Raw genomic sequence first — 16,100 nt, 5'->3', positions numbered from 1 at the left:
CTCGGGGGAGGAGCTTAAGTCAACGGAAGCTGAAAACGACCCCCTCCGGCCCTTCGGGCCACCTCCCCCAGAGGGGGAGGATCTACGGCTTCCTGCGACACCGTGCCTCGTTTCATGAACGCTTTCTGAATTTCGAATTAAGGGTTTGTGCGAACTTCGGAGTCTAGGCTTGGAACCATCAGAACCAGGAATAGTCCGATGGCTTCCTTCACCCTTCGCCCGCACGACCGTTCGGAATTCGACTCCCTGATCGGCGGCATCGCCTCGCAGTTCCCTGGCGCCCGCATCGAGGCCGCCCACAACGACACCTGGGCCTCCTACCGGGTCGACGTGTCTTGCGAGGACCCCCGCGCCGCGGCCCTGCGCGACTGGCTCAACGGCCACCACGCCGACTGCCCGCGCACCTAGTGTTCAGGTCGGGTCGGCTTACTGGCTGACCCACTGCACGCAGGCGACCCAGGCCACCGTCATGCGGTCGAGCGTGCGGTCGTCGCCGTCGCGCAGCACCGAGGTCAGCTCGATCGTCCGGGCCGTCAGCCGGCCCAGCTCCTTGACCAGCACCTCGCCGTTCGTGGTCATCACCACCACGCGGTCGCCGCGCCGGGGCTCGGCCGTCGCCGAGACCAGAAGCCGGTCGCCGTCGCGATAGACCGGCGCCAGGGCGTCGCCCTCGACCTCGAGGGCATAGAGTCCGTCCTCACGCGGCCCCGGAAGCTCCATCTCCTCCCAGCCCGCCCCGCGCGGCGCGCCCGCCTCGTCGAACAGGCCCGGCGCGGCCCGCGCCTGGCCGATCAGCGGAATGCCGGCGCGCTTGCCCTGCACGCTCTCGGTCAGGGCCGCGAATTCGGAAAATCCCACCCCCGTGGCTTCCAGCACCTTGGCCAGGCTCTCGGTCGAGGGCCAGCGGGGGCGCGTCTCGACGTCGCCGCGCTTGGAGCGGTTGAAGGCGGTGGGGTCCAGGCCCGCCAGCTTGGCCATGGCCGAGGGGCTCATGTCGAACCGCTTGGCCAGGGCGTCGATCGCGGTCCACAGTTCGGCGTGCGAGAGCATCGGGTCCTCCACACGTCCAAGTGACGGGACCGAAAGGAAATTAAGCCCGCGCCATAGGAATGTAAACCTATGCCCCAAGGTCAAGGTTGACGTTTACGTAAGCGTTGACGTTCCGCAGGGTCCGGTCTAGCGTGAACGGCGATAACCAATGACCCGGCCCGGAAGGCCGGCCGCACCCTGGGAGGGTACCGATGGCAGCCGATCTTCGACGTCCCGAGCGCACGTTCTCGATCCGTCAGCTGTGCAACGAATTCAAAGCCACGCCCCGGGCGCTGCGCTTCTACGAGGACAAGGGCCTGCTGACGCCGGCCCGCGAGGGCCTCAACCGCGTCTATTCCCACAAGGACCGCGTCCGCCTGCAGCTGATCCTGCGCGGCAAGCGCGTGGGCCTGTCGCTGTCGGAAATCCGCGAGCTGCTCGACCTCTATGACGAGAACGACGACGGCGCGGCCCAGATGGCCCGGTCGCTGAAGAAGTTCCGCGAGCGCGCCAGCGCCCTGGAGCAGCAGCGCGAGGACATCGACGGCGCCCTGATTGAACTGCGCGAGGCCTGCGACCGCCTCGAGAAGCGCCTGGCCGAAATCCGCCCCGACCTCTTGCCGCGCTCGGCCGACTACGAGCAGCTGCTGCGCGCCCGCCTCGACGGCGCCGAAATGGCGCTGGGCAAGTAAGGCCACGAAATTCCCAGGTCGCGCCCGTTTCCGCCAAGACCGGCGGGGCGGCGCGGCCTTGGTTCCACCTCCCCGATCCGACCCATCAGGACTGCTTTAAATGACCTATCAGCCGCCCGTTCGCGATCACATGTTCCTGCTGCGCGACGTGCTCAACATCGAGCAGTACGGCAATCTGCCGGCCTTCGCCGACGCCTCGATCGACGTCGTCGAGCAGATCGTCGAGGGCGCGGCCCAGTTCACCGGCGAAGTCCTGGCCCCGCTCAACAGCGTCGGCGACAAGACCGGCTGCAAGCTGGACCCGGTCACCAACACCGTCACCACCCCGCCGGGCTTCAAGGAAGCCTACAAGGCCCTGTGCGAAGGCGGCTGGACGGGCCTCGGCTCGGATCCGACCTATGGCGGCCAGGGCCTGCCGCACGTCGTGAACCTGTCGTTCTCGGAAATGTCGAGCAGCGCCAACATGGCCTTCTCGATGTACCCGGGCCTGGCCCACGGCGCCTATTCGGCCATCCACACCGGCGGCACCGACGAGCAGAAGCAGACCTACCTGCCCAAGATGATCACGGGCGAGTGGACCGGCACCATGAACCTGACCGAGCCGCACTGCGGCACGGACCTGGGCCTCCTGCGCACCAAGGCCGTCCCGCAGGCCGACGGCAGCTACAAGATCACTGGCCAGAAGATCTGGATCAGCGCCGGCGAGCACGACATGTCAGACAACATCGTCCACCTAGTGCTGGCCCGCATCGAGGGCGCCCCGGCCGGCGTGAAGGGCATCAGCCTGTTCATCGTGCCGAAGTTCTTCCCCAAGGAAGACGGCTCGGTCGGCGCGCGCAACGAGGGCGCCAAGTGCGTGGGCCTCGAAGAGAAGATGGGCATCCACGGCAACGCCACCTGCGTCATGCAGTACGACGACGCCGAGGGCTACCTGATCGGTGAAGAGAACAGCGGCCTGAAGCTGATGTTCGTGATGATGAACGAGGCCCGCCTGGGCGTCGGCCTGCAAGGCGTGGCCCAGGCCGAAGCGGCCAACCAGGCCGCCGTCGCCTTCGCCAAGGACCGCCTGCAAGGCCGCTCGCTGACCGGTCCGAAGAACGCCGACGGCCCGGCCGACCCGATCATCGTCCACCCGGACGTGCGTCGCCTGCTGCTGGAGAACAAGGCCATCATCGAAGGCGGCCGCGCCTTCCTGTTCTGGACCGCCCTGCACGGCGACCTGGCCCACGCCCACCCCGACGAAGCGGTGCGCACCAAGGCCGAGGACTACATGGGCCTGCTGACGCCGGTGCTCAAAGGCTACCTGACCGACCGCGGCTTCCAGGTCTGCTCCAACGCGGTGCAGGTGCACGGCGGCTCGGGCTTCACCGAGCACTTCCCGGTCAGCCAGTACCTGCGCGACTGCCGCATCGCCCTGATCTACGAAGGCACCAACGGCGTGCAGGCCCTCGACCTCGTCGGCCGCAAGCTGGCGGCCAAGGGCGGCCGCGGCGTGATGACCTTCTTCCAGGAGATCGACCAGTTCGTCGGCGAGAACGACGGCGACGCCGAGCTGAAGCCGTTCGTCGACGCCCTGGCGGCGACCAAGGCCCAACTGCAGGACGGCACCATGTGGCTGATGCAGAACGGCCTGCAGAACCCCGACAACGCCGGCGCCGCCTCGACCGACTACATGCACCTCTTCGGCCTGACGGGCCTGGCCTACATGTGGGCCCTGATGGTCAAGGCGGCCAACGCCAAGATCGCTGAAGGCTCCACCGACCCGTTCTTCACGACCAAGGTCGCCACCGCGCGTTATTTCATCGAGCGGGTCTTGCCTGACGCAGGGGCGCATCTGGCCAAACTGAAGACCGGTTCGGCGACCCTGATGGCGCTGCCCGCGGAGGCCTTCTGATCATGAGCGTGCTCGACGTCGCAAAACCCGCCTTCATGGCCGAAGAAGACATCGCGATCTTCGAGGATGCGGTGGGCAAGTTCTTCGACGAGCACGCGCCTGAAAACGTCGTGGCGACCTGGCGCAAGAACCACTGCGTCGATCGCTCGATGTGGAACAAGGCGGGGGAGGCCGGTCTGCTCGGCCTCTCCACGCCGGAAGAATACGGCGGCTCCGGCGGCGACTATCGCCACGAGGTCGTGCTGATGGAACAGCTGGGCAAGAAGGGCGTCGACGGCTTCGGCGCCAGCCTGCACAACGCCATCGTCATGCCGTACATCTTCCACTACGGCACCGAGGAGCAGAAGCAGCGGTGGCTGCCGCGCCTGTCGACCGGCGAGCTGGTCGGCGCGATCGCCATGACCGAGCCGGGCGCCGGCTCCGACCTGCAAGGTGTGAAGACCAGCGCCAAGAAGGTCGGCAACCAGTACGTCGTCAACGGCTCCAAGACCTTCATCACCAACGGCCAGACGGCCAACCTGATCATCGTCGTCGCCAAGACCGACCCGGCCGGCGGCGCGCGTGGCACCAGCCTGGTGGTCGTCGAGACCGACGGCGCCGAGGGCTTCGAGCGCGGCCGCAACCTCGACAAGCTGGGGCACGAGGCCCAGGACACCTCCGAGCTGTTCTTCAACGACGTGAAGATCCCGACCGAGAACCTGCTCGGGACCGAAGAAGGGCAGGGCTTCTTCCAGCTGATGGCCCAGCTGCCGCAGGAGCGGCTGAACATCGCCGTGCAGGGCATGGCGACCATCGAGCGGGCGCTGGAGCTGACCATCGCCTACGTCAAGGAGCGCCAGGCGTTCGGCAAGCCGATCATCGCCTTCCAGAACACCCAGTTCGTGCTGGCCGAATGCAAGACCGAGGCGACCGTCGCCAAGGTGTTCGTCAACCACTGCATCGAGCGTCACCTGAAGGGCGATCTCGACGCCTCGACGGCCTCGATGGCCAAGTACTGGGTGACGGACCTGGAGAACAAGATCGTCGACCGCTGCCTGCAGCTGTTCGGCGGATACGGCTTTATGAACGAGTACCCGATCGCCCGGATGTACAAGGACAGCCGCGTCCAGCGCATCTACGGCGGCACCAACGAGATCATGAAGCTGCTGATCGCGAGGACGCTCTGATGTTTTTCGCCGACGCTCCGCCTCCGCCGCCCCCCTCTCTTGCCAATGACGCGGCCCGCTCGGCCGTGGTCTGCGTCAAGGCCGAGGGCCGCCGCCCGCTGCAGTTCTCGGGCAAGCTGGAGGGCAAGCGCCCCCAGCCCGGCGCCTTCGACCTGCCGCTGAAGCCCGGCGTCGAGCAGTGCAACAACCTGCTGCGCTCCAAGATCGCCACCTGGACCCTGACGGTGAACACGCCGGGCTTCACGCCCTGCCGCCTGCCCGCGCCGGAGTTTGGCCAGCGGGTGGTCTATTCGGCCAAGGCCAGCGCGCGCGGCCTCTCCTGCGCCCCGATCCACAAGTCGCCGATCGGGACCTGGAAGAAGTAGCATGTCGACCCACGTCGCCATCGTCGACTGGAAGCTGGAGCCCGGGGCGGACTTTCCCCGGGGCCGCTACAGCCGCGCCCACACCCTGTCGTTCGACGGCGGGGTGACGGCGCTCGGCTCGGCGTCGCCGTCGGTGGTGCCGCTGCCCTGGTCGGACCCGGCGGGCGTGGATCCCGAGGAGATGTTCGTGGCGGCGCTGTCGTCCTGCCACATGCTGACCTTCCTGGATCTGGCCCGTCGCGCCGGCTTCTTCATCAGCGCCTATCGTGACAGGGCCGAGGGCGTGATGACCAAGAACGAGCACGGCGCTCACTGGGTCAGCCATGTCGCCCTTCGCCCTGACATCGTCTTCGAGGGCGACGCGCCCGACGAAGCCAAGCTGGCGGCCCTGCACGAGGCCGCCCACCACGCCTGTTTCATCGCCAACTCGGTCCGGACGGACGTCCGGGTCGAGCCGGCGGTCAAAGAATCCCGTCAGGGACAACACACTTAAAAGATCGCAGGAAGGAGCCATTCAATGGCCGACGCTTACATCTTCGACGCCGTGCGCACCCCGCGCGGCAAGGGCAAGAAGGACGGCTCTCTGCACGAGATCACCGCCCTGTCGCTGGCCAGCCAGGTCCTGGAAGCCATCCGCGACCGCAACAACCTGGACACCTCCAAGGTGGACGACGTCGTCCTGGGCTGCGTGGCCCCGGTCGGCGAGCAAGGCTCCGACATCGCCCGCACCGCCGTGCTGACCGCCGACTACGCCGAGAGCGTCGCCGGCGTGCAGATCAACCGCTTCTGCGCCTCGGGCCTGGAAGCCGTGAACATGGCCGCGGCCAAGGTCATCTCGGGTGAAGCCGACCTGACCATCGGCGGCGGCGTCGAGAGCATGAGCCGCGTGCCGATGGGCAGCGACGGCGGCGCCTGGCCGACCGATCCGTCGAGCGCCTTCAAGACCTACTTCATGCCGCAGGGCGTGTCGGCCGACCTGATCGCCACCCTCTACGGCTTCAGCCGCGACGACGTCGACGCCTACGCCGTCGAGAGCCAGAAGCGCGCCGCCCAGGCCTGGGCCGAAGGTCGCTTCAACAAGTCGGTCGTGCCGGTGAAGGACCAGCTGGGCCTCAACATCCTGAGCCACGACGAGACCGTCCGCGCCTCGACCACCATGCAGACTCTGGCCTCGTTGAACCCCTCGTTCACGGGCATGGGCGAGATGGCCTTCGACGCGGTCGCCACCCAGCGCTACCCGCAGGTCGAGCGCATGACCCACGTGCACCACGCGGGCAACAGCTCGGGCATCGTCGACGGCGCCGCCGGCGTGCTGATCGGCACCAAGGAAATGGGCGACGCGCTGGGCCTCAAGGCCCGCGCCCGCATCAAGGGCATGGCCTCGATCGGTTCGGAGCCGTCGATCATGCTCACGGGCCCCTCGCTGGTCACCGAGAAGCTGCTCAAGAAGCTCGGCATGGAAGTCGGCGACATCGACCTCTACGAGCTGAACGAAGCCTTCGCCGCCGTCGTCCTGCGCATGATGCAGGCGCTGGACATCCCGCACGACAAGATGAACGTCAACGGCGGCGCCATCGCCATGGGCCACCCGCTGGGCGCCACCGGCGCGATGATCCTGGGCACCATGGTCGACGAGCTGGAACGCTCCGACAAGGAAACCGCCCTGATCACCCTGTGCGTCGGCGCCGGCATGGGCACCGCCACGGTCATCGAACGCGTCTGATCCAAGCACAGATCGTCATCCCGGACGGCCGTAGGCCGATCCGGGACCCAGGGGCCGGCGCACTGCGGTTCACCTGGGTCCCGGCTCTCCGCTTCGCTACGGCCGGGATGACGACCCAAATTCTGAAGGACTAGTCCACATGGAAAACTTCAAGATCGAGGTCGACGGCGACGGCATCGCCCTGGTCACCTTCGACGTCCCCGGCCGCACGATGAACACTCTGACCGCTTCGGTGATCAAGGAAGTCGGCGAGCTGGTCGAGCGCATCAAGACCGACGCCGAGATCAAGGGCGTCGTCATCACCTCGGGCAAGACCACCGGCTTCTGCGCCGGCGCCGACCTTGGTGAACTCGGCGGCAGCGGCGGCCTGGGCGGCGCCAGTAAGGGACAAGAGGGGCTGCAAGCCGCGTTCGACGCGGGCTTCGCGCTGAACAAGGCCTTCCGCGAGCTGGAAACCAGCGGCAAGCCGGTGGCCGCGGCCATCAACGGCCTGGCGCTCGGCGGCGGCCTGGAATTCGTCCTGGCTGCCCACTACCGCGTGGTCGCCGACCTGCCGAAACTGCAACTTGGCCTGCCGGAAGCCAAGGTCGGCCTGCTGCCGGGCGGCGGCGGCACCCAGCGCCTGACCCGCCTGATGGGCGTGATGGCCGCCGCGCCGTACCTGCTCGAAGGCAAGTCGATGAAGCCGGCCGAGGCCCTGGGCCTCAAGGTCGTGCACGAGGTCGTGCCGGCGGGCCAGGAAGTCGAGGCCGCCAAGACCTGGATCAAGACCAAGGGCGACCCGGTCGCGCCGTGGGACAAGAAGGACTTCAAGATCCCCGGCGGCGGCCCCTACACCCCGACCGGCGCCCAGGTGTTCATCATGGGCAACGCCATGCTGCGCAAGAACACCTACGGCAACTACCCGGCCCAGCAGAACATCATGAAGGCCGTCTATGAAGGCCTGCAGGTTCCGTTCGACGCCGCGATCCGCATCGAGACCCGCTACTTCATCAAGACCCTGATGACGCCGCAGGCCAAGGGCATGATCCGCACCCTGTTCCTCAGCCTGCAAGAGCTGGGCAAGGGCGCCGGCCGCCCGGACGGCGTGCCGCACTACGACGTCAAGAAGGTCGCCGTGCTCGGCGCCGGCATGATGGGCGCGGGCATCGCCTACGTCCAAGCCATGGCCGGCATCGAGACCGTGCTGATCGACCAGAGCCAAGAAGCCGCCGACAAGGGCAAGGGCTACGCCGAGGGCCTGGTCAAGAAGGCCGTCTCGCGCGGCAAGCTGACCCAGGAGAAGGGCGAGGCCATCCTGGCGCTCATCCACCCGACCGCCGACTACGCCAACGTCAAGGGCAGCGACCTGGTCGTCGAGGCCGTGTTCGAGAACCGCGAAGTCAAGGCTGCCGTCACCAAGCTGGCCGAGGCCCAACTGGCCGACACCGCCGTGTTCGGCTCCAACACCTCGACCCTGCCGATCACCGGCCTGGCCGAGGCCTCGATCCGTCCGGAAAGCTTCATCGGCATCCACTTCTTCTCGCCGGTCGACAAGATGGGCCTGGTCGAGATCATCCTCGGCGAGAAGACCGACCAGGCGACCATCGCCAAGTCGATCGACTACGTCCTGAAGATCAAGAAGACCCCGATCGTCGTCAACGACAGCCGCGGCTTCTACACGTCGCGCTGCTTCGGCACCTTCGTGCAGGAAGGCATGGAGCTGCTGAGCGACGGCATCGCGCCGGCGATCATCGACAATGTCGGTCGCGCCACCGGCATGCCGCGCGGCCCGCTGGAAATGCACGACGACGTCGCGCTGGACCTGTCGCACAAGATCGCTGTCCAGACGAAGAAGGACCTCGGCGACAAGTACGAAGAGCGTCCGTTCACCGCGATCATCGCCAAGATGGTCGAGGACCTGGGCCGCTACGGCCGCAAGAACGGCAAGGGCTTCTACGACTATCCGGAAAACGGCCCCAAGACCCTGTGGCCGGGCCTTTCGGACCTCGTCGAAGTGACCGTCAAGGACGCCGACAAGGCGCTGATCGAGCAGATCCGCACTCGCCTGCTGTACCGCCAGGCCGTCGAGGCCGCGCGCTGCTTCGAGGAAGGCGTGATCACCGATCCGCGCGAAGCCGATGTCGGCGCGATCCTGGGCTGGGGATTCGCGCCCTGGACCGGCGGCCCGATCAGCCTGATCGACGGCGTGGGCGTGGCCACGTTCGTCGAGACCCTCGACCAGCTGGCCGCCGCCTACGGCGCGCGCTTCACCCCGCCGGCCCTGCTGCGCGAAATGGCCGCCAAGGGCGAGACCTTCTACGGCCGCTTCGGCGTCAAGGAAAAGGCGGCCGCCTAGGCGACGTCAGACACCTTGCGTGATCCTCGTCCTTCGACAAGCTCAGGATGAGGATCATGGGCAGGCGGCGACAGTAGAGAACCTTACCCTGAGCCTGTCCAAGGGCGGGGTTCTCGGATCAGCGGTCGCCCGCAAGGCGAAATGAGGAGGCCCGGCGGCGACGCCGGGCCTTTTTCTTTGCGCCGCCGCATCAATGCCGCCATCGCCGCGCCCCATCGCGCGGCTACCTCGACGCCGGCCGCGCGTTATGGCGGCGAGCAGGGGTTTGGGATGGCCGGCAGGCGATCGACAGTTCGCCGCAAGAGGCCTTTCACCCTCGCCCTGATCGTGGCGAGCGGCCTGCACGTGCTGCTGGGCGTGGGCCTCTTGGCGGGGATCAAGGTGATGCCGCCGCTGGTCGAGCAGAACCTGATCGTCGACCTGGTGGACGTCGCCCCGCCACCGGCGCCCCGGGGCGAGGCGCGCGCCGCGTCCGTCCCGACGCCCTCCGCGCCCAAGACCCCGCCGGCCCGCGCCGTCGCGCCGCCGCCTCCGGCCCAGGTCGCGACCGCCCCCGCGCCGAGCCCGGCTCCGGCCGCGCCGCCGGCCCCGCGCGCCGCCACGGCGCCGCCCGGCTTCAAGTCGCGCGGAACGCCCATGCCCGGCGGCGATGACTTGCGCACCGCGGCCCGCGAAGGCGGCGGCTGCAACGACGCCGACCTTTACCGCCTGACCAAGGCCGAACGCGCCGCCTGCGACGACAAGCTGGGGATCAAGTCCCGCGACGCGCCGATGTACGCGGTGATCGACCAGGCCAAGAAGGACTTCTTCGACGGGGCCTGCAAGAAGGACGACGAGTGGTGCCTCTACCGCACCGGGCAGGGGCCGTATCCGGGCCTCCTGGCCCTGATGAAGAAGAAAAAGGACGAGTGGTGAAGCCTTGAAGGAACCTCCCCCTGTGGGGGAGGCGATCGCACAGCGATCGGTGGGGGAGTGGTTGCGGGCTCGGCCGCCGCCCCCTGCCAGCTGAAAACGTCCCCCCTCCGGCCTTCGGCCGCCTCCACCACAGGGGGAGGTTCAAACAAAAAAGGCGGCCCCTGCGAGCCGCCCTTTCCGTCTTCAACCCAAGAAAGCCGGCGCCTAGAAGCGCTTGCTGACGCTCAGGTACAGGCGACGCTCGACTTCCAGGCCGGCGCTCTGGCGCTGGCGGCTGTCGCCGAGGTTCTGGCCGCTGAGGGCCACGGTGACGTCGCCCTCGAAGGTGCGGGCCACGCGGCCGCCGATGGCGGCGTAGGCGTCGATGTCCACCAGGCGCGGATTGGCGCCCACCGCGTAGAGGGCGTAGGCCTGATGGTCGCCCACCAGGGTGACGAAGGCGTCGGCCGTCCACGGGCCGCCGGCCCAGCCCAGGGCCACGTTGCCGCGGTTCTCAGGCGTGGTGGCGCCGAAGGCGGCCGAGCGCAGCACCGGCGAGAAGCCGGCCAGCGGCTCGTCGTCGACCTCGGTGTGGGTCCAGTCGGCGTTCCAGCGGAAGCCGGCGCCGAACTCGCCCGAGGCGGCCAGCTCGAAGCCGGTCATCTTGCTCTCGCCGATGTTGCGGTAGCTGAGCACCGGCAGGCTGACCAGGGTCGGCGCGACGTCGATCTGGGCCGAGGTCGGCTGGCCCTTCACGTCTTCCGTCTTCTGCACGAAGGCCTTGGCGCTGACCTGGGCCTTGAGGGCGGGCAGGGCGCGTTCGTAGGTCAGCTGGTAGTTGGTGACGATCGCCGGCTCCAGGGTCGGGTTGCCGGCCAGACCCAGGGTGTAGGGACCGACGCTGACGCGGGCCTGCAGGGCGCCCAGGTCGACCAGGGTCGGCACCTGCACGCCGCGGGCGGCGCTGGCCTTGAAGGTGTCGGCGGCGGTGGCGCGCCAGACGAGGCCCAGGTTCCACGACGGCTCCTCGATCTTGCGATCCCAGTAGCCGTTGCCCAGCGGCGGCGAGCCGGCCGGGAAGGCGCCCTCGCGCGACAGGTCCAGGCTGTCGTAGCGGCCGGCGGCGGTGAAGGCGAGCTTGTCGGTGATCGCCCAGTTCCACATCGCCGAGGCCGACAGCACGTCATAGCTGACTTCGGCGCCGCCGATCGGAGCGGTGTTGACCTCGTTGTGGCGGTATTCGCCGCCCAGGCGGATCGTGTGCTTCGCGCCGATCTTGAACAGGTCCTGGGCCGAGACGACCGTGATCTTGTTCTCGAAACGCGCCTGCTGGCCCAGGATCACGTGCTTGGCGGTCAGGTCGTTCTGGTAGGCGGAGAATTGCAGCTGGCCGGCCCTGGTGTCGGCGGTCAGCGTGCCCTTCAGCGAGCCCGTCAGGTACTTGCTGGGCGAGTAGGCGTAGTTGGACAGCATGTCGCTGACCTGGACGTTCGAGTACGAGCCCTCGATGCGCAGCTCGGCCTTGTCGGTCAGCTGGGTGACGGTGTCGAGGTTGGCCGACACGCGCGAGGGTTCGTTCTGCTGGCTCTTGGCCACGCCGACGGTGTTGTCGAACTCGTCCGACTTGGCCGCGCCGGCCGAGAAGCGGGCGCTGAAGCGCTCGCCCAGCTTGAACGACTTGGCCAGCGAGACCTCGCCGTAGCGGGCTGAGCCGCCGCGCACGGTGATGTCGCCGGTCTGGTCGAACTTGGGGTTGGCGGTGATGATATTGACCACGCCGCTGACGGCGTTGAAGCCGAACAGGGCGCTGTTGGGGCCCTTGACCACCTCGATCTGGCGGATCTCCGACAGCTGCACGGGCAGGGTGGCCCAGGCGGTGTAGCCGTAGTGGTCGAGATAGACCTGGCGGCCGTTGATCAGCACCAGCAGGCGCGGCGACATGGCCTGGTTGTAGCCGCGCACGCTGACGTCGGCGGTGCCGGCGCCCCAGGTGGTGACGTCCAGGCCCGCGACGCGCGACAGGATGGTCGGCAGGTCGACGGCGCCCGAGCGCTCGATGTCGGCGGCCGAGATGATGGTCATGTCCACCGGCGCTTCGGTCGAGCGCTGCGGGGCGCCCGTGGCGCTGGTGGTGACCGGTTCGTTGAACAGCTGCTCGAGCGAGCCGTAGTCGATCGACTGGGCGTGTGCGGCCGAGGCGGCGGCGACGAGGAGGCCCGCGGAAACGCCGGCCAGGAGAGTCTTCTTCATCTGGATATCTCTTGTGCTGGCGGCGATCAGACTTCGCGGATCATCATGCGGAAGGCGGACTTGAAGACCGCGCCCACCGCCGCGGCGGCGCCGCGGTTGACGATGATCTCGACCTTGGGGTCGGCCGAGACGCTCATGACGCAGGCGCCGCTGGCGGCGCAGGACGCGTCCGAACCGATGGTGATGATCTTCTTGGCCTTGGCGGCCGCGCCCACCGGGCCGGCGGTCACGCCGGTGGTGACGTAGAGGGCGGCCACGCCCGAGACGCCCGAGACGGCGCCGGCTTCGACCGGCTTGGCCGTCAGGGTCAGGGCGCCGGTGGTGAGGCCGCCGCCGATGGCGGCCATGACGGCGTTCTTCTCGGCCACCGAGGCGGGCTTGGACGGGTCGAACACGACGCCCAGCACGGCCTTGCCGGAGGGACCGTTCTCGAGGAAGGTCAGCGCGCGCCCGGCGATCTGCACGTCCTTGGCGGCGTCGGCATGGGCGCTGATCGGCGCGACGGCGAGGAGCGTCGCGGCCAGCGCCACGACGGGTTTGTTTTTCGACATTCTGTTGAAATCCCCTGCCCTTTGTTGGGCTTGTGGGGCGGGGTGATGGCGCGGCGGATGTAAAGAAGACGTAACGCCGCCCGGGTGACGCCGTTATGCAAAAACTTGCACCGGTCGGGTAGCCGACGCTGAGACAACTCCAGGTCTGCGCGTGACCTTGCGGCAGGCAAGTTCTATGGCCGCCGACGCGTCATCTTGAGTTGTGTTCGGACAGAATGTCGCAGTCGGTGATTTATTTTCGGATCGCCTGATATCAGCCTGACAGCTTTCAGACCGAAAGGCGCTCGGCGGCGACGCCGGCCGCGCGCAGGGCGGCCAGGCGGGCGAAGGCCAGGGTCAGGGCCTTGCGACGGGCGCCGGCCAGCGGCGTGACTGGCGCGGCCCGCACCACCGCGCCGCCGAAGCCGTCGGCGACGATCAGGCCCGGCTCCTGCGGCAGGATCCCGTCAGGGAACTGCGGGGCGACGGCGAAGTGGAAGGCGTCGCAATAGGGACCGTACTCGCCCCACTTGCGGTCGACGCGATAGTCGTCCAGCCCCGACTTCACCTCGACGATGACGATGTCGCCCTTGGGCCCCAGGGCCATCAGGTCGGCCCGCCGGCCGTTGGGCAGAGTCACCTCGGCCAGCGGCGCATAGCCCAGGTCCACCAGCAGCCTTGCCGCGCCGCGGGTGACGGCCAGGGTGGTCTCGGGACGCCCCATGGCTGAGGGGGTGAGGCTGATGTCGACGACGACGTCCATGTCGCCACCATGTTCCATCTTTGTTCGCGCTGCAAGCGCGCTCTCAGCCCCGCGCGTGCTTGGTCACCCGCAGGCGCGAGACGTCGTAGCCCATGGCCTTGGCCCGGGCCGTCAGGTTCTGGGTCAGGCCCGGCGTGGGCTTGTCGCGGGTCAGCAGCCAGAGATAGCGGCCCGAGCCCTCGCCAACGATCGCCCAGCTGTAGTCGTCGGCGTGGTCGAGCACCCAGTAGTCGCCCAGGAAGAACGGGCCGAAGAACGACACCTTCAGCTTGGCCCCCGTGGCCTTGTCGACCACCTTGGCCTTGCCCAGGCTGACCTTCTCGATGCCCTCGGGGCCGCCCTGGCGGCAGGTGTTGCGCACCTCGACCAGGCCGTCGGGGCGCAGAGAGTATTCGGCGGTGACGCCGTCACAGCCCTTCTCGAAGCGGAAGTCGTAGCGGGCCGCCTCGTACCACAGGCCCAGGTACTTGCTCAGCTCCACGCGCTTGGCCGGCTGCGGCGGGCGGGGATTGCCGGTCGGGCCGGCCCCGGCGCAGGCGGCCATGGCCAGCAGGGCGACGCCGCAGGCGCCGGCGACGGCGAGGCGGATGACGGCCACCCTCATGCCTCGGGCTGCTGCGGGAAGACCAGCTTCTCGTAGCCCAGGGCCTTCACGCGGGCCAGGGCGGCGGTCTTGGCCCCCTCGTCCATCACCGGCTTGCGCGACAGCAGCCAGACGAAGTTGCCGCCGGGCGTGGCCATGATCGCCCAAGAGGCGTCGTCGGCGTGGTCGAGCACCCAGTATTCCTGCTTCTTCAGGCCGCCCAGGAAGTTCATCGAGAACTTGGCGTTCTCGGACCCGGCGACGATCTTGCCGCTGGTGTTGAAGGTCTTGGCCTTGCCGGTGGCGCTGTCGCGGCGGCAGATCTGGCGCACCGAAAAGGTTTCGGCGGTCTTGGCGGTGAATTCGGTGGTTGGGGCTTCGCAGTTGCGCTGGCCCGAGTTGGGGGTGCGGGCGATCTCGTACCACTTGCCCGAATAGAAGGCCGCCGCCACCGGCTTGGACGGCGGCTGGGCGCCGGCCATGGCCATGGAAGGAATGGCCAGGCACGCCGCGAGGGACAGGATCAGGCTTACGCGCATTCCGACACCTTGCTGCTTGGCGGGCTTTGCGCCCTGCTCAAGTTCATCCCCCGAACGGAGGCAAACGCAAGGGGAGGGAAGGGTGTTCCCACGCGCAAAACCCTCTCTCTCGAAGAGAGAGGGGTCTTTCGATCACTCCGCGGCGATGGTCACCGGGGCGACGCGGTCCTTGAAGTTGATGGCCTGCAGGTGGCGGATGCCCTCCTCGGCGATGTCGTCGCCGACCATGCGGTCGCCCTCGGCCTTCAGTTCGTCGAGGTCGACGTACATGGCGTAGAACGCCTTGGTGCGGTCGGTGATGATGCCGGCGTTGAGCAGGGTCTTCACCAGCACGCGGAAGATGTTGGTCTGTTCCTTCATGTGCTCGCGGCGCAGGTCGTCGGTCATGATCTGCCCGTACTCCTCGACCACCTTGTCGGGGTCCAGGCCGAACTCGCGGTAGAGGTCCAGCTGCTGGTGCGGCGAGACGAGGTTGAACAGCAGGGTCTGGAAGCAGTGCGCCGCCCAGTCCTCGATGATCGCGTGCTCTTCGGCCGTCAGCTTGGGCACGGTGCGGTCGGCCCAGATCTTCCCGAACTTGTGGTGGAAGGCCTCGTCGGTCATCACCAGCTGCAAGAGCTTCTTGCCGAGCGGATCGTGGATTTCCTTGAAGAAGGTGGCGAAGGCGCCCATGGCCAGGCCCTCGACCAGCATCTGCATGCCGATGATCTTCTTGTAGACCTCGGGGGCGGCGATGATCTCGACCAGCAGGCTCTTCAGCGCCGGGCCGCATTCGACCGGCTTGCCCCAGCGGGCCTTGATGTACTTGGCGAAGGCGGTGACGTGGCGCGCCTCTTCGCGGGTCTGGTTGGCGGCGTATTCCTGCGCGCCCTGGTCTTTCAGCACGTGGCACAGGCTGGCCGACAGGTTCAGCGCGCCCTGCTCGCCGTGCAGGATCGATGAGAAGCTGCGCAGCACCGACTGGTTGATGAAGCGGGTGCGCTGCTTGGGATCGGAGAGGTGGTTGGAGACGTACTCGGTCGACAGGGCGATGACGAGGTCCTCGGGAACCAGCGGCTGGTTCTCCATGTCGAACGGCTCGTCGAAATCGATATAGGCCTTGTCGAGCGGGTCCCAGAAGTGGTCGTGGGTGGCCGAGATGATCTTGTCGAAGGCGCTCGAGCGGTTTCCGTACCGGTCGAGCTCGAGCATGGACTCGAAGTCGTCGGGCGCCACCGCGTCGTACATGGCGTCCTTGGTGATGTTCTTGTCCGTCACGGTCGGCTCCTCTCCTGTGGCCTCTCGGCTGCTCGACGGGGCCCGTCTGGCGCGGGTCTCTCCTCGAGTGAACACTG

Annotated in this window: 16 protein-coding genes and 1 pseudogene; 9 read left to right on the top strand and 8 right to left on the bottom strand. The window is 67.8% G+C overall.

Annotated features, from left to right (window positions below; all coding sequences use genetic code 11):
- Nucleotides 1–198 precede the first annotated feature (198 nt).
- Entirely contained in the window at nt 199–408 is a 210-nt protein-coding gene (locus tag SGCZBJ_RS14035; protein WP_058348051.1) for a hypothetical protein, read from the top strand.
- Between the two features lie 18 nt (nt 409–426).
- Here SGCZBJ_RS14035 and SGCZBJ_RS14030 read toward each other — a convergent pair whose 3' ends face one another.
- Entirely contained in the window at nt 427–1,050 is a 624-nt protein-coding gene (locus SGCZBJ_RS14030) for a S24 family peptidase (protein WP_101718615.1), read from the bottom strand.
- Between the two features lie 191 nt (nt 1,051–1,241).
- Between SGCZBJ_RS14030 and SGCZBJ_RS14025 the strand changes: the two genes are divergently transcribed.
- The 6 genes from SGCZBJ_RS14025 (at nt 1,242) to SGCZBJ_RS14000 (ending at nt 6,869) form a co-directional block, all read left to right on the top strand.
- A complete protein-coding gene (locus SGCZBJ_RS14025) occupies nt 1,242–1,721 on the top strand; it encodes a MerR family transcriptional regulator (RefSeq protein ID WP_101718614.1) in 480 nt (159 codons plus the stop codon).
- Nucleotides 1,722–1,821: 100 nt separating this feature from the next.
- Nucleotides 1,822–3,615 (top strand): acyl-CoA dehydrogenase C-terminal domain-containing protein, encoded by a 1,794-nt coding sequence (locus SGCZBJ_RS14020; protein ID WP_101718613.1) that lies wholly within the window; start codon nt 1,822–1,824, stop codon nt 3,613–3,615.
- Between the two features lie 2 nt (nt 3,616–3,617).
- Nucleotides 3,618–4,781 carry an acyl-CoA dehydrogenase family protein gene (locus SGCZBJ_RS14015; protein ID WP_058348047.1) on the top strand — a complete coding sequence of 388 codons (1,164 nt, stop codon included), beginning with the start codon at nt 3,618–3,620 and terminating at the stop codon, nt 4,779–4,781.
- Nucleotides 4,781–5,146 carry a hypothetical protein gene (locus tag SGCZBJ_RS14010; protein WP_101718612.1) on the top strand — a complete coding sequence of 122 codons (366 nt, stop codon included), beginning with the start codon at nt 4,781–4,783 and terminating at the stop codon, nt 5,144–5,146. The genes SGCZBJ_RS14015 and SGCZBJ_RS14010 overlap by 1 nt, the downstream gene beginning before the upstream one ends.
- 1 nt (nt 5,147) lies before the next feature.
- Complete coding sequence (locus tag SGCZBJ_RS14005) at nt 5,148–5,639, top strand: OsmC family protein (protein WP_101718611.1); 492 nt, start codon at nt 5,148–5,150, stop codon at nt 5,637–5,639.
- 24 nt (nt 5,640–5,663) lie between these two features.
- Nucleotides 5,664–6,869, top strand: a complete 1,206-nt coding sequence (locus SGCZBJ_RS14000; RefSeq protein ID WP_101718610.1) for an acetyl-CoA C-acetyltransferase — start codon at nt 5,664–5,666, stop codon at nt 6,867–6,869.
- Nucleotides 6,870–6,883: 14 nt separating this feature from the next.
- Here SGCZBJ_RS14000 and SGCZBJ_RS26530 read toward each other — a convergent pair.
- Nucleotides 6,884–6,979 (bottom strand): annotated as a pseudogene (locus SGCZBJ_RS26530) (hypothetical protein); the annotation flags it as partial.
- Between the two features lie 29 nt (nt 6,980–7,008).
- On the opposite strand from SGCZBJ_RS26530, the gene SGCZBJ_RS13995 reads away from it, so the two are divergent.
- Together SGCZBJ_RS13995 and SGCZBJ_RS13990 are read left to right on the top strand one after the other, a co-directional pair.
- Entirely contained in the window at nt 7,009–9,207 is a 2,199-nt protein-coding gene (locus SGCZBJ_RS13995) for a 3-hydroxyacyl-CoA dehydrogenase NAD-binding domain-containing protein (protein WP_101718609.1), read from the top strand.
- Between the two features lie 270 nt (nt 9,208–9,477).
- Nucleotides 9,478–10,122: a hypothetical protein gene (locus SGCZBJ_RS13990; protein WP_101718680.1), complete on the top strand. Its 645-nt coding sequence runs from the start codon at nt 9,478–9,480 to the stop codon at nt 10,120–10,122.
- A 204-nt stretch (nt 10,123–10,326) separates the two neighbouring features.
- Here the strand turns inward: SGCZBJ_RS13990 and SGCZBJ_RS13985 are convergent, their stop codons facing one another.
- From SGCZBJ_RS13985 to SGCZBJ_RS13960, 6 genes are all read right to left on the bottom strand, one after another.
- Entirely contained in the window at nt 10,327–12,351 is a 2,025-nt protein-coding gene (locus SGCZBJ_RS13985; RefSeq protein WP_101718608.1) for a TonB-dependent receptor plug domain-containing protein, read from the bottom strand.
- 26 nt (nt 12,352–12,377) lie between these two features.
- Nucleotides 12,378–12,902, bottom strand: coding sequence for a hypothetical protein (locus SGCZBJ_RS13980; RefSeq protein WP_101718607.1), 525 nt, complete (start codon nt 12,900–12,902; stop codon nt 12,378–12,380).
- Between the two features lie 268 nt (nt 12,903–13,170).
- The gene (gene mmcB, locus SGCZBJ_RS13975) at nt 13,171–13,644 is read right to left on the bottom strand and encodes a DNA repair putative endonuclease MmcB (RefSeq protein ID WP_101718606.1); all 474 of its coding nucleotides are present in this window, start codon (nt 13,642–13,644) and stop codon (nt 13,171–13,173) included.
- A gap of 43 nt (nt 13,645–13,687) precedes the next feature.
- Nucleotides 13,688–14,248 carry a lipocalin family protein gene (locus SGCZBJ_RS13970; RefSeq protein ID WP_101718605.1) on the bottom strand — a complete coding sequence of 187 codons (561 nt, stop codon included), beginning with the start codon at nt 14,246–14,248 and terminating at the stop codon, nt 13,688–13,690.
- Complete coding sequence (locus tag SGCZBJ_RS13965; protein WP_101718604.1) at nt 14,245–14,766, bottom strand: lipocalin family protein; 522 nt, start codon at nt 14,764–14,766, stop codon at nt 14,245–14,247. Before SGCZBJ_RS13965 ends, SGCZBJ_RS13970 begins: the two co-directional genes overlap by 4 nt.
- Before the next feature lie 132 nt (nt 14,767–14,898).
- Nucleotides 14,899–16,023: a ferritin-like domain-containing protein gene (locus tag SGCZBJ_RS13960; RefSeq protein WP_101718603.1), complete on the bottom strand. Its 1,125-nt coding sequence runs from the start codon at nt 16,021–16,023 to the stop codon at nt 14,899–14,901.
- Nucleotides 16,024–16,100 lie beyond the last annotated feature (77 nt).

Origin of the sequence: Caulobacter zeae (assembly GCF_002858925.1) — a bacterium.
GTDB lineage: Bacteria > Pseudomonadota > Alphaproteobacteria > Caulobacterales > Caulobacteraceae > Caulobacter > Caulobacter zeae.
Note: the sequence above shows the minus strand (reverse complement) of the source record. Positions and strands in the feature narration are given on the sequence as shown.